This is a genomic window from Mesorhizobium sp. J8, assembly GCF_016591715.1.
Taxonomy (GTDB): Bacteria; Pseudomonadota; Alphaproteobacteria; order Rhizobiales; family Rhizobiaceae; genus Mesorhizobium.
In genome coordinates this window covers 873343-886159 of the sequence record NZ_AP024109.1, presented here as the reverse complement: position 1 = coordinate 886159, position 12817 = coordinate 873343, and the positions used below count along the sequence as shown (strand labels likewise).

Sequence of the window (12817 nt, the reverse complement as noted above, 5' to 3'; positions counted from 1 at the left end):
GCATGGACCAGAGCGTCGGAATCTCCATAATCGGCCTTCCAACGGATTTCGACCGGTGGGACGACCTGCTCGCGCTGATCCGGCGCGCCTTCGCCTATATGGACGGGGTCATCGACCCGCCCTCCTCGGCGCATCTTTTGACCGCCGATACCCTTGCCGAGAAGGCAAAACGCGAGACGGGGTTTCTGGCGATCGAGAACAGCCGTATCGTCGGCTGCGTCTTCGCGCTGGAGCGAGTGCGGGATTTCTATGTCGGCAAGCTCGCGGTCGAGCCGCGGCTGCAGGGCCAAGGCATAGGGGCCCGGCTGATGCGGGCGGTCGAGAATCTCGCCCGCAAACGGGGCAAGGAGGCGATCGAGCTCCAGGCCCGCATCGAGCTGACGGCAAACCACGCAGCCTTTGCCCGGCTCGGCTTTCGCGAAACCGAGCGCACGGCGCATGAGGGCTATGACAGGCCGACCTCCATCACCATGCGCAAGGTGCTGCCTTGAGCCTTTCGCTCAATCCGGAAGAACAGGCGATTGCCGCCCGCCAGGACGGCGCCGGCATGGCGATGCGCATCGTCGCCGAAAGCGCCCGCCTGCTCGGCGCGCCGCGGCTGATCCCGATCGCGTCCACCCATATCGACGGCGCCCTGTACCACGGCGATTCCGGCACGCTGTTCGCAGAAAAACTGGTCGAAGGCGGAGCGAAGGTCGCGGTGCGCTCGACGCTCAATGTCGGGGCGCTCGACCTGATGGGCTGCTCGCGCATTCGTCTGGAAGAGCCGCAACGCGGCATGGCCCGGCGGATGATGGAGGCCTATCGCAAGCTTGGTTGCGAGCAGAGCTGGACCTGCGCGCCGTATCAGGCCGGACACAGGCCGGCACTCGGCAGCGACGTCGCCTGGGGCGAGTCCAACGCCGTCGTCTTCTGCAATTCTGTGCTGGGCGCGCGAACCAACCGCTATGGCGATTTCCTGGACATTGCCTGCGCCATCACCGGCCGCGCGCCGGATTACGGCCTGCACCAGCCCGACAACCGCCGAGCGCGGCTCGTTTTCGATGTCTCGGGCCTGTCGCCTTCCTTCCTTGCCTCGGAGATCGCCTGGCCTGTCTTGGGAAGCCTTTATGGCCGCGAGGTGGGCAACGCGATCGGCGTCGTCACCGGCGTGACGGGTCATCCCGGCGAAGACGCGCTGAAAGCCTGCGGCGCGGCGGCTGCATCGTCGGGCGCGGTCGGCCTGTTCCACATTGCGGGCGTAACGCCCGAGGCGCCCGACGTCGAAACCATCCTGGCCGGGGCGGAGCCGGAAGCGGTGATCCGCGTGACGCCTGAGATGGTGGCCAAGGCCCGCGCGGGCCTATCGACCGCGGCGGCGGCCAAGACCATCGACGCGGTGGCGATCGGCAGCCCGCATCTGTCGAACGCCGAGTTCGACACCCTGGAGCGGCTGATCGCCGGACGGCGGCTTGCGGTGCCGATCTACGCCTGCACCGGCCGCCACGCGCTTGCGTTGCTGGAGCAGGACGGCCGGCGAAGAAGGCTCGAGGCGAGTGGGGTCGTCATCGTCGCCGATACATGCGTGGTGGTGACGCCGATCATGCCGGAGCTCGGCAATGGCGTGCTGATGACCAACTCAGGCAAGTTCGCGCATTACGCGCCGGGCAACACCGGCTACGCGGTGCTCTATGCCTCGCTCGCGGACTGCGTCGAAAGCGCGGTCCTCGGCAAGCCGGTCTTCACGGATATCGCCGCATGAGCGCTGCCGCCGAAATCCTTGTGCCGGGCAAAGCGGGCGAAGGCGAGGCGCTGGTGCTGACGGCACCGATCAGCTTCTGGGGCGGCGTCGACCCGAAGACAGGCCGCATCGCCGATGTCCGCCATCCGCAGCATGGCGAAGTCATTGCCGGCCGCGTGCTGTTCCTGCCCGGCACGATCGGCTCGTCGTCCGCTTCGGCGGTGCTGATGGAGCTCGTCCACAACGGCCGGGCGCCGGCCGCCCTGGTGCTGCACGAGCCCGACGCCATCCTGCTGCTCGGCCTGATCGTCGCCCGGGAGATGGGTTGGGAAACGCCGATGGCGGTGCGGCTTGGCCGAGACGCGTTCGAAACCTGTGGCGGCAGGGTGAGAATAGCCGAAGACGGCGCTCTCACCGTCTCGGGCGAATAAGCTTCAGGTCCTGAGCGGCAGGACGCGATCGGGAGGGCGGTGGCCATCGAAGAAGGCGCGGATGTTGATGATCACCTTCTCGCCCATGTCGATGCGGCCCTCGAGCGTGGCCGAGCCCATATGCGGCAAAAGCACAACCTTGCCTTTGGCGGCGAGCTTCAACAGCTTGCTGTTCAGCGCCGGCTCGTGCTCGTAGACGTCGAGGCCGGCACCGGCGATCTTGCCGTCCTGGATCAGCTTGACCAGCGAGTCCTCATCGATAATGTCGCCGCGCGCGGTGTTGACGATATAGGCCGAGGGCTGCATCAGCGCGAGACGACGGCCGGATAAAAGGTGGAATGTCGCCGGCGTCGACGGGCAGTTGACCGAGATGATGTCCATGCGGGCGAGCATCTGGTCGAGGCTTTCCCAGTAGGTCGCCTCCAGTTCCTCCTCGACGGCCGGCAGCACGCGGTGCCGGTTGTGGTAATGGATCGACAGGCCGAAGGCCTTGGCCCGCCTGGCGACCGCCGTGCCGATGCGGCCCATGCCGACGATGCCGAGACGTTTTCCCCAGATGCGCCGGCCGAGCATCCAAGTCGGCGACCAGCCGGCCCATTTCTTCTCGCCCGTCAGCACATTGGCGCCTTCGGCGAGCCTGCGCGGCACGGCGAGCATCAGCGCCATGGTCATGTCGGCGGTGTCTTCGGTAAGCACGTTCGGTGTGTTGGTGACGGTGATGCCTTTCTTGGCGGCCGCCGCGACGTCGATCTTGTCGACGCCGTTGCCGAAATTCGCGATCAGCTTGAGGTTTTCGCCGGCCTGGGCGATCAGCGCGGCGTCGATATGGTCGGTGATGGTGGGGACCAGCACATCGGCTTCCTTGACCGCCGCGACCAGCTCCGGCTGCGTCATTGGCCGGTCCTCGACATTCAGCCTCGCGTCGAACAGCTCGCGCATGCGCGTTTCGACCGGATCGGGCAGCTTGCGCGTTATGACGACGAGGGGCCGTTTTTTGCCTGCCATTTTATCCCCGAAGCTTCCTCGAAACCGATCTCGTTGAGACCTCTTTAACCAAGACCGGCGAAACTTATAACCAGTCGCGGCATCAGCCCACTCCTGTAACAAGCGGTGCCGCCGAAGACAAAGAAAAAGGGGCGCCCGTCCCGACGGACCGGCGCCGAAAGGAACGAAAGTGTCTGGTTTCGCGTCGCTTCGCCTGGCCTTCAGCGCTGCCGTTGTCGGTGCCCTGCTTTGCGCGCCGCAGGCTTCGGCGCAGAGCGCCGCAGCACCCGCCCAAACCATAACGCTCGGGCCGAGCGGCCTGCCGCTGCCGCGTTTCGTCAGCCTGAAGCCGGCCCGCGTCAATTCGCGCGTCGGCCCCGGCGCCAATTATTCCGTCAACTGGATGTATCTGAAGGCCGGCCTGCCGATGGAAGTCATCCAGGAATTCGACACCTGGCGCCGCGTGCGCGATGCCGACGGCTCGGAGGGCTGGATCAACCAGTCGCTGCTTTCCGGCCGCCGCACCGCGATCGTCGCGCCCTGGCAACGCGGCAAGGGCGGGCGAATCAACCTGCTCGACGAACCCGACAAGGATGCGAGTGTCGTCGCCATCATCGAGCCGGGCGTGATCGGCTCGATCAAGAAATGCGACGGCCAATGGTGCGAGATGACCTTCGACGGCCATACCGGCTGGATGGCGCAATCGCAGGTGTGGGGCGCCTATCCGGGCGAAAAGGTCAAGAACTAGGCCGTGCCGATATTCAGGTGAGGCCGGTTTGCGAATGGCGGCTCACTGCGCTTCCGGTGCTCACGTATCTTAAGTACGCTCCGCTCCGGCTCTCGAAAACCCGCCATTCTCGACTGGGCCTGGCCTGAATCGACCCAGCCTAACTGGACACACCGTCCTGCGGGCGGCCGATGCGGCCGAGATGCGTATCCTGAAAACCGGTGGGCAGCTTGAGGCCGTAGCCGAGGGCACGGTCGATGGCGATGTGGGCGATCCAGATCAGCGCCACAGCGGTCGTGACCGGGGCTCCGAGCAACGCGGCCGCGAGCAGGAGGACGAGCGGGGCAATCAGGACATGCAAGGCGTTGTAGGTGACGGCGCCGACTCGCGGTCCGGCGAGGTAGCCTAGCATCGACAGGTCGGGCGCCAGGACAAGCAGCACAAACAGCCACCAGGAAAAGCCGGCCATTGCATAGCAGACGATGGCCAACGCGGCGACCGTGACCCATTCAAACCGCGCAATCAGGTCGACGGGCCGCATCGCCACGGGATCAGTCGCCGCGTTTCGGGCGAAGCCTCACGACGATGTCGACATTGGCGATTTCCATGCCCTCCGGCGGCGCCGGCAGGTTGGAGACGGTCACCGGTCCGCTTTCGATGTCGAAAATCCGGTTCTCGCCTTCGACGTAGAAGTGGTGGTGATCGGACGTGTTGGTGTCGAAATAGGTTTTCGAGCCTTCCACCGCCAGGATACGCAGCAGGCCGGCCTGGGTGAACTGGTGAAGCGCGTTGTAGACAGTCGCCAGCGAAACAGGCACGCCGGCGGCGAGCGCCTCTTCATGCAGTTCCTCGGCGGAAAGATGGCGGTCGCCCTTGGCGAAAAGCAGATCGGCCAGCGCAATGCGCTGACGCGTCGGCCTCAGGCCGGCTTCGCGAACCCGCTTGTCCACAGCGACATTTTCCTTCCGGTAGCCCGAATCCATCTCTTCGCGTCGAAGCTTGCGGCCCAGCCCATCAACAGGTCCAGAGTGGCAAAAAGACGTCAAATGCCAAAACCGGACATCAATCGACATATATTCTGTAGTCCGAATGCGATCAATAGCGCGCATTGACCCGGGCAGGCGCACGGGTTAAGCGCAAACGCCGGTTTCCGGCCGCAAACAGAGTGTGTTAGGAAACCAACGAGAAGGGCGCCCTGCCGCCCGCGAAGGACACGGGGACAGAAATTTGATGGCGGGTCAAAAGTCCAGCTACGATTACGAGGAACTGCTTGCCTGCGCCCGCGGCGAGCTGTTCGGGCCGGGCAACGCCCAGCTGCCCTACCCACCGATGCTGATGTTCGACCGCATCACCGAGATCAGCGAGACCGGCGGAGCTTTCGACAAGGGCTTCATCCGCGCCGAATTCGATATCAAGCCGGATCTTTGGTTCTTTGCCTGCCATTTCATCGGCAATCCGATCATGCCGGGCTGCCTCGGCCTCGACGCCATGTGGCAGTTGACCGGCTTCTATCTCGGCTGGCTGGGCGAACCCGGAAAGGGCATGGCGCTTTCGACCGGCGAGGTGAAGTTCAAGGGCATGGTGACGCCGTCGGTGAAGAAGGTCGAATACGGCGTCGACTTCAAGCGCGTGATGCGGGGCCGGCTGGTGCTCGGCATCGCCGATGGCTGGCTCAAGGCGGATGGCGAACCCATATACGCGGCTACGGATCTGAAGGTCGGTCTGTCCAAGCAGTCGGCCGCCTGACCGTTTTTCGCCACGGCGTCGCGTAGCCAATGGGCGCCACGTCAGTTTATTTGCGTATGATCACAAGCGGAAACCGGCTAGGTTTTTCGCCCGGATACGCCGGAAGGAGTTGCGAATGAGACGGGTCGTAGTGACAGGGCTCGGCATTGTGTCGTCGATCGGCAACAATGCCAACGAGGTGCAGAGCTCGCTTTACGATGCCAAATCCGGCATCAGCTTTTCCAATTCCTTCGCCGAGCACGGCTTCCGCTGCCAGGTCTGGGGCGCGCCGACGCTCGATCCCACGCCGATGATCGATCGCCGCGCCATGCGCTTCCTGAGCCAGGGCGCGGCCTGGAACCACGTCGCCATGGACCAGGCGATCGCCGATGCCGGCCTGAGCGAAAGCGATATCACCAATGAGCGGACCGGCATCGTGATGGGTTCCGGCGGGCCATCCACCCGAACCATCGTCGAAGCGGCCGAAACCACGATCAAGAACAACAGCCCGAAGCGCATCGGCCCGTTCGCCGTGCCGAAGGCCATGTCGTCGACCGCGTCGGCCACGCTGGCGACATGGTTCAAGATCCACGGCGTCAACTATTCGATCTCGTCGGCCTGCTCGACCTCCGCGCATTGCATTGGCAATGCCTATGAGCTGATCCAATGGGGCAAGCAGGACGTGATGTTTGCCGGCGGCCACGAGGACCTCGACTGGACCATGTCGGACCTTTTCGACGCCATGGGCGCCATGTCGTCGAAGTTCAACGACAAGGCGTCGACCGCTTCGCGCGCCTACGACATCAACCGCGACGGCTTCGTCATCGCCGGCGGCGCCGGCGTGCTGGTGCTGGAGGAGTTGGAGCACGCCAAGGCGCGCGGCGCCAAGATCTATGCCGAGATCGTCGGCTATGGCGCGACGTCCGACGGCTACGACATGGTCGCTCCTTCGGGCGAAGGCGCTATGCGCTGCATGCGGCAGGCACTGTCCACGGTGACCTCGCCGGTCGACTACATCAACACCCACGGCACCTCGACGCCGGTCGGCGATTCCAAGGAAATGGGCGCCATTCGCGAGGTGTTCGGCGACAAGATGCCCTATATCACCTCGACCAAGTCGCTCACCGGCCATTCGCTGGGTGCGGCCGGCGTGCAGGAATCGATCTACTCGATCCTGATGATGCAGGGCGGCTTCATCGGCGAGAGCGCCCATATCGAGGAGCTCGATCCGGAATTCGAGGGCATGCCGATCGTGCGCAAGCGTATCGACGACGCCAAGATCGACACCGTCCTGTCCAATTCCTTCGGTTTCGGTGGCACCAACGCAACGCTGATCTTCCAGCGCTATTCCGCATAAAGCCGGCGTTTTTATAAGGATTGCCTTTTATGGACGGGTTGATGAAGGGCAAGCGCGGGCTTGTCATGGGTGTCGCCAACGATCATTCGATTGCCTGGGGCATCGCCAGGAAGCTGTCGGAACACGGGGCGGAGCTCGCCTTCACCTACCAGGGCGACGCCTTCGGGCGGCGGGTCAAGCCGTTGGCCGAGAAGGTGGGAGCCTCGCTGATCGTGCCCTGCGACGTCGAGGACAGCGCCTCGGTCACCGCGACCTTCGAAACCCTCGGCAAGGCTTGGGGCGGGCTGGATTTCGTGGTTCACGCCATCGGCTTTTCCGACAAGAACGAGCTGAAGGGCCTTTACGCCGACACCAGCCGCGACAATTTCGTGCGCACCATGGTGATCTCCTGCTACTCTTTCACCGAGATTGCGCGCAATGCCGCCGCGCTGATGGGCAATGGCGGCTCGATGATCACGCTGACCTATGCCGGCTCGGTCAGGGTGATGCCGAACTACAATGTCATGGGCGTCGCCAAGGCCGGGTTGGAGGCCAGCGTGCGCTACCTCGCCAACGACTACGGCCCACGCGGCATCAGGGTGAATGCCATCTCGGCCGGGCCGGTGCGGACGCTGGCCGGCTCCGGCGTGTCCGACGCCCGCCACATGTTCTCCTACCAGCAGCGCAATTCGCCGCTCAGGCGCACCGTGACCATCGACGAAGTCGGCGGCTCGGCGCTTTACCTGCTCTCAGACCTGTCGTCGGGCGTCACCGGCGAGATCCACTATGTGGATTCCGGCTATCACATCGTTTCGATGCCGGCACTGGAGGAATTGAAGCAGAACGACGGCTAGTGCATTTCACCGTTTCATGGAAACGGCGAAACGCACTATCTCTTTGTTTTTACGCAATTCCGGATGGAAAACCGCTCACACTTTCCTGGAATTGCTTCTGGCGCGAATAGTTTGCGGCCGCCATAGTAGCGTTCCGGTAAAATTGCATGCCTCCGCGGAAACTCATTTTAAGGAGATATCCGCTATAAGGCCCCGTAATCCAGGGACCATGCATGCCTGCAGTCAGCAATCCCAAACGGACTCCGCTGTTCCGGCTCATCACCATCGCCAGCTCCGGCATGGGCAGTTTCATCCTTGGGCTATGGGGGCTGCGGTTCGGCTTCGGCGACGGCATGGCCGGCATGCCGGCCGAAACGATGGCCGGCGTCATCGCCGCGCTCTGCGCCTTGGCCGCCGGCGGCGCCGCGCTGTCGTTCTTCGCGGGCGTCGATGAATCGGAAGCCTATGTCTTCAAGGAAACCCATTTCGACAAGCTGACCGGCCTTCTGTCGCGCCAGGCCATGGTCGGCAAGATAGCCGAGGCCGCCTCCGGGACGATCCGAACCGGCGAGCCGGTGTTCCTGATCGACATCGATATCGACCGTTTCAAGCAGATCAACGACGCCATCGGTTACAGCCAGGGTGACGAACTGATCCGCGCCTTCACCACAAGGCTGAAGGAGAATATGCCGAAGAATGTAACGATCGGCCGCATCGGCGCCGGCGAGTTCGCCGTGTTGCTGCCCGACCGCGACCTCAGGGGGTCGATCGAACGGCTCATCGAAAGGTTCATCAACGAGATGATGGAGCCCTATCAGCTGCCGAGCCATCTGCAGTCGGTCAGCCTGTCGGTCGGCATCGTAGCGATGCCGAAGGACGGCGTCGACCCGGTGCTCATCCTGCGCCGCTCGAACCTGGCGCTGCAGAACGCGCGCGCCAGCGGCGTCGGTAACTGGTCCGTCTTCCACGCCGATATGGGCCGCGTCGCGGATTACCGGCAGTGGATCGAGTCGGAGCTGAAGACCGCCTTCGACCGCGGCGACTTCAGCCTCCACTATCAGCCGCAGTTTAACCTGCCGAGCGGCCGTGTCGTCGGTTATGAGGCGCTGATCCGCTGGAAACATCCGGAGCGCGGCATGATCCCGCCGGTGGAGTTCATTCCGATCGCCGAGGAAACCGGCATGATCAATCCGATCGGCGAGTGGGTACTGCGCAAGGCCTGCAGCGACGCCAGGTACCTGCCGCAGGAATGCTTCGTCGCCGTCAACATCTCTCCAGTCCAGTTCATGACCAGGGACTTCGTTGGCATCGTGCGGGAAGTGATGGAATCGACCGGCATCAAGCCGTCGCGGCTGGAGCTCGAGGTCACCGAGACGGCGATGATGCAGGATCGCGACCGCGCCGCGGCGATCCTGGAGCAGCTTGCCGAGATGGGCATCTCCGTTGCCGTCGACGATTTCGGCACCGGCTATTCCAATTTGAGCTACCTGATCGACTTCTCCTTCGGCAAGCTCAAGATCGACCGTTCCTTCGTCAGCCGCATCGACAGCGACTCCAGCTCCGGCGCGATCGTTTCGACCATTGTCGGCCTGTCACGGGCGCTCGGCGTCGGCATCATCGCCGAGGGCGTGGAGACCGAGAACCAGGCGACGCTGCTTCGGGCCGCCGGCTGCGAGGTGGTGCAGGGCTATCTGTTCGGCCGACCGGCGCCGCTCAAGGTCGAGCTCGGCGAGGCGCGGCCCGCCTTCGGCGCGCGCGAGCCTGCCCGCATCGTCAGCGTGCAGTGAAGCGCCCACGCAAGGCATTTCAGCGACGCGCCGAAAACACCTTGAACATGTTATCGCGGGCGATCTCGGCATGGCTGGCAAAGGCCGCCGAGAGCACCTGTTCGTAAGGAAGCTGGCGGTTGGCGACCATGAACAGGCGGCCGCCCGGTTTCAGAGCCTTCGACGCGGCGCGGATGATGCCGGCGCCGATTCCGGGCTCGGCGGCGCGGCCGCTGTGGAAAGGCGGGTTCATGACGATCGCATCGTAGCGCCGTTCGACCGCCTCGGTGAGCAGATCGATCCAGAAGAAGCGCGGCTCGATGACGCCATGGACGTTCAGCCTGGCCGCCTCCAGGGCCCCGAAATCCGCTTCGTAGAGATCGAGCGCGGTGAGGCCTTGCGAGCGCTCCAGGACTTCCGCCGCCAGATAACCCCAGCCGGCGCAGAAATCGGCGACATTGCCTCTGAGATCGCCGGGCAGGTTCGCGGCCAGCAGTTTCGAACCGGCATCGATCCGATCAAAGGAAAACATGCCGGGCGCGGTCCTGAAGCCGCCTTCGATAACAAGGTCGGGATTGCTGGCGCGCAGCGCCGCGGCTACCTGCGTGCCAGTCCGCCGGAACCAGAAAGCAACGCCGTGATGCTTCGGCAGATGGCCTTCGAGCGGCGACAGCGCGTTGATCCGCTTGCGCAGGCTGTCGACGCCCTCATCCTTGCCGCCGGCAACGACGACAGGCGCGCCCGGAGCGGTACGCTCGACCGCTTCGGCGATGCTTAACTCATTTTGCCCGCGATGCCGGCCGGCGAGCACGAGAGCGATGTCGTAGTCCTCGCCCTCCGGCCGCGATGTGACCGTATAACCGGACGCCTGCAAGGCGCGAAAATGCGGCCTAAAACCTTGCGCGCAATGCAATGCCGCCGCGAAACCTTCGGGCAAGCGGAAGCCAGGCTCGGCGCCGAGAAAAAGCACGCGGGCATCCTTTCGGGGCAGAGGCAGCGCCTCGGCCTCGAACGGATAGAACAGCGTCTTCAGCGGCTCGGGGGCCATTCACCTGCTCCGTAGAACTCTTTGCATTGCCCTGAAACAAAACGGGCGCGACCTTGCGGCGCGCCCGTCTTGGATTATGCGATCAAGCCGATCAGGCGGCGTCTTCCTCGCCTTCGGCCTTCTTCTTTTCCTGGACGATTTCCTTGCCGGTCGCCTGGTCGACGACCTTCATCGACAGGCGAACCTTGCCGCGCTCGTCGAAGCCCATCAGCTTGACCCAAACCTTGTCGCCTTCCTTGACGACGTCGGAGGTCTTGGCGACGCGCTCATTGGCGAGCTGCGAGATGTGGACGAGACCGTCGCGCGGGCCGAAGAAATTGACGAACGCGCCGAAGTCGGCCGTCTTGACGACGGTGCCTTCGTAGATCTCGCCGACTTCCGGCTCGGCGACGATGGTGTGGATCCACTTCTTCGCCGCCTCGATCTCCTTGGCGTTCGCCGAAGCGATCTTGACGGTGCCGTCGTCCTCGATGTTGATCTTGGCGCCGGTCTTCTCGACGATCTCGCGGATCACCTTGCCGCCGGAGCCGATGACGTCGCGGATCTTGTCGGTCGGGATGTGCATGACCTCGATGCGCGGCGCGAACTCGCCGAGCTCGGCGCGGGCGCCGGAGATCGCATGCGCCATCTCACCCAGGATGTGCAAGCGGCCGTCCTTGGCCTGGCCCAGCGCGATGCCCATGATTTCCTCGGTGATGCCCTCGATCTTGATGTCCATCTGCAGCGAGGTGACGCCATTGGCGGTGCCGGCGACCTTGAAGTCCATGTCGCCGAGATGGTCCTCGTCGCCGAGGATGTCGGAGAGCACGGCGAAGCGCTCGCCTTCCTTGATCAGGCCCATGGCGATGCCGGCCACGGGCTTGGCCAGCGGCACGCCGGCATCCATCAGCGCCAGCGAGGTGCCGCAGACGGTTGCCATCGAGGACGAGCCGTTAGACTCGGTGATCTCGGAGACGACACGCAGCGTATAGGGGAACTGGTCGGCGCTGGGCAGCATCGGGCGAATGGCGCGCCAGGCCAGCTTGCCATGGCCGATCTCGCGACGGCCCGGCGAACCCATGCGGCCGGTTTCGCCGACCGAATAGGGCGGGAAGTTGTAGTGGAGAAGGAACTTCTCCTTGTACATGCCGATCAGCGAATCGACGAACTGCTCGTCCTCGCCGGTGCCGAGCGTGGCGACGACCAGCGCCTGGGTTTCGCCGCGGGTGAACAGCGCCGAACCATGGGTGCGCGGCAGGACGCCGACCTCGGAGACGATCTTGCGCACGGTCTTGAGATCGCGGCCGTCGATGCGCGAGCCGGTGTCGAGGATGTTCCAGCGCACGACCTTGGCCTGGAGTTCCTTGAAGACGGTGCCGATCTGCTCGGACGTGTACTTGGCTTCCTCGCCTTCGGCCGGAGCGAACGCGGCCTTGACCTTCGCCTTGACGGCGTCGACCGCGGCATAGCGCGACTGCTTGTCGGTGATCTTGTAGGCTTCGCGAAGCTCGTCGCCGACGACCTTCAGCATCTCGCCTTCGAGCTCGGAATAATCCGGCGCGGTGAAGTCGCGCGGCTCCTTGGCGGCGACCTCGGCCAGCTTGATGATGGCGTCGATGACCGGCTGGAAGCTCCTGTGGCCGAACATGACGGCGCCGAGCATCAGATCCTCGGAGAGCTCCTTGGCCTCGGATTCGACCATCAGCACGGCGTCGGCGGTGCCGGCGACGACGAGGTCGAGCTTGGATTCCTCCATCTCGTCGATATGCGGGTTGAGCACATATTCGCCGTTGATGTAGCCGACGCGGGCACCGCCGATCGGGCCCATGAAGGGCACGCCAGAAAGCGTCAGCGCGGCGGAGGTGGCGACGATCGACAGGATGTCGGGATCGTTCTCGAGGTCATGCTGGACGACGGTGACGACGATCTGGGTGTCGTTCTTGTAGCCGTCGGCGAAAAGCGGGCGGATCGGACGGTCGATCAGGCGCGAAACCAGCGTTTCCTTCTCGCTCGGACGGCCTTCGCGCTTGAAGTAGCCGCCCGGGATCTTGCCAGCGGCATAGGTCTTTTCCTGGTAGTTGACGGTCAGCGGGAAGAAATCGAGGCCGGGCTTCGGCTCCTTCATCGAAACGACGGTGGCGAGAACGACGGTCTCGCCGTAGGTGGCGAGCACCGCGCCGTCAGCCTGGCGCGCGATCTTGCCGGTTTCCAGGATGAGCGGACGGCCGCCCCATTCGATTTCCACTTTGTGTTGATTGAACATATCTT

Annotated in this window: 13 protein-coding genes; 8 read left to right on the top strand and 5 right to left on the bottom strand. The window is 64.1% G+C overall.

The features are described 5' to 3' along the window. Positions 1-2 precede the first annotated feature (2 nt). The 3 genes from MJ8_RS04215 to MJ8_RS04205 are packed head-to-tail and all read left to right on the top strand — an operon-like array spanning position 3 to position 2151. Positions 3-491 (top strand): GNAT family N-acetyltransferase, encoded by a 489-nt coding sequence (locus MJ8_RS04215; RefSeq protein ID WP_201413227.1) that lies wholly within the window; start codon positions 3-5, stop codon positions 489-491. Then, positions 488-1741 (top strand): aconitase X, encoded by a 1254-nt coding sequence (locus MJ8_RS04210; protein ID WP_201413226.1) that lies wholly within the window; start codon positions 488-490, stop codon positions 1739-1741. The genes MJ8_RS04215 and MJ8_RS04210 overlap by 4 nt, the downstream gene beginning before the upstream one ends. Beyond that, positions 1738-2151 (top strand): aconitase X swivel domain-containing protein, encoded by a 414-nt coding sequence (locus MJ8_RS04205; protein ID WP_201413225.1) that lies wholly within the window; start codon positions 1738-1740, stop codon positions 2149-2151. Before MJ8_RS04210 ends, MJ8_RS04205 begins: the two co-directional genes overlap by 4 nt. A 3-nt stretch (positions 2152-2154) precedes the next feature. Here the strand turns inward: MJ8_RS04205 and MJ8_RS04200 are convergent, their stop codons facing one another. Continuing rightward, positions 2155-3156 carry a 2-hydroxyacid dehydrogenase gene (locus tag MJ8_RS04200; protein ID WP_140751062.1) on the bottom strand — a complete coding sequence of 334 codons (1002 nt, stop codon included), beginning with the start codon at positions 3154-3156 and terminating at the stop codon, positions 2155-2157. Between the two features lie 169 nt (positions 3157-3325). Here MJ8_RS04200 and MJ8_RS04195 point away from each other — a divergent pair, with 169 nt between their 5' ends. Next, the gene (locus tag MJ8_RS04195; RefSeq protein ID WP_201413224.1) at positions 3326-3883 is read left to right on the top strand and encodes an SH3 domain-containing protein; all 558 of its coding nucleotides are present in this window, start codon (positions 3326-3328) and stop codon (positions 3881-3883) included. Positions 3884-4022: 139 nt separating this feature from the next. Here the strand turns inward: MJ8_RS04195 and MJ8_RS04190 are convergent, their stop codons facing one another. Together MJ8_RS04190 and irrA are read right to left on the bottom strand one after the other, a co-directional pair. Then, positions 4023-4403 carry a DUF4260 domain-containing protein gene (locus MJ8_RS04190; protein ID WP_201415295.1) on the bottom strand — a complete coding sequence of 127 codons (381 nt, stop codon included), beginning with the start codon at positions 4401-4403 and terminating at the stop codon, positions 4023-4025. 10 nt (positions 4404-4413) lie between these two features. Continuing rightward, positions 4414-4845: an iron response transcriptional regulator IrrA gene (gene irrA / locus MJ8_RS04185; RefSeq protein ID WP_201413223.1), complete on the bottom strand. Its 432-nt coding sequence runs from the start codon at positions 4843-4845 to the stop codon at positions 4414-4416. Positions 4846-5092: 247 nt separating this feature from the next. Between irrA and fabA the strand changes: the two genes are divergently transcribed. The 4 genes from fabA to MJ8_RS04165 all read left to right on the top strand — a co-directional run bounded on the left by fabA (position 5093) and on the right by MJ8_RS04165 (position 9543). Then, the gene (gene fabA / locus MJ8_RS04180; protein WP_027165888.1) at positions 5093-5608 is read left to right on the top strand and encodes a 3-hydroxyacyl-[acyl-carrier-protein] dehydratase FabA; all 516 of its coding nucleotides are present in this window, start codon (positions 5093-5095) and stop codon (positions 5606-5608) included. A gap of 115 nt (positions 5609-5723) precedes the next feature. Continuing rightward, positions 5724-6944: a beta-ketoacyl-ACP synthase I gene (gene fabB, locus MJ8_RS04175; protein ID WP_201413222.1), complete on the top strand. Its 1221-nt coding sequence runs from the start codon at positions 5724-5726 to the stop codon at positions 6942-6944. Positions 6945-6973: 29 nt separating this feature from the next. Then, on the top strand, positions 6974-7777 hold the full coding sequence (gene fabI / locus MJ8_RS04170) for an enoyl-ACP reductase FabI (protein WP_201413221.1): 804 nt from the start codon (positions 6974-6976) through the stop codon (positions 7775-7777). Between the two features lie 212 nt (positions 7778-7989). Further along, positions 7990-9543, top strand: a complete 1554-nt coding sequence (locus MJ8_RS04165) for a putative bifunctional diguanylate cyclase/phosphodiesterase (RefSeq protein WP_201413220.1) — start codon at positions 7990-7992, stop codon at positions 9541-9543. A 19-nt stretch (positions 9544-9562) separates the two neighbouring features. On the opposite strand, the gene MJ8_RS04160 is transcribed toward MJ8_RS04165, so the two are convergent. Beyond that, complete coding sequence (locus MJ8_RS04160; RefSeq protein ID WP_201413219.1) at positions 9563-10570, bottom strand: class I SAM-dependent methyltransferase; 1008 nt, start codon at positions 10568-10570, stop codon at positions 9563-9565. A 91-nt stretch (positions 10571-10661) separates the two neighbouring features. Beyond that, on the bottom strand, positions 10662-12812 hold the full coding sequence (gene pnp, locus MJ8_RS04155) for a polyribonucleotide nucleotidyltransferase (RefSeq protein ID WP_201413218.1): 2151 nt from the start codon (positions 12810-12812) through the stop codon (positions 10662-10664). Positions 12813-12817: the final 5 nt, after the last annotated feature.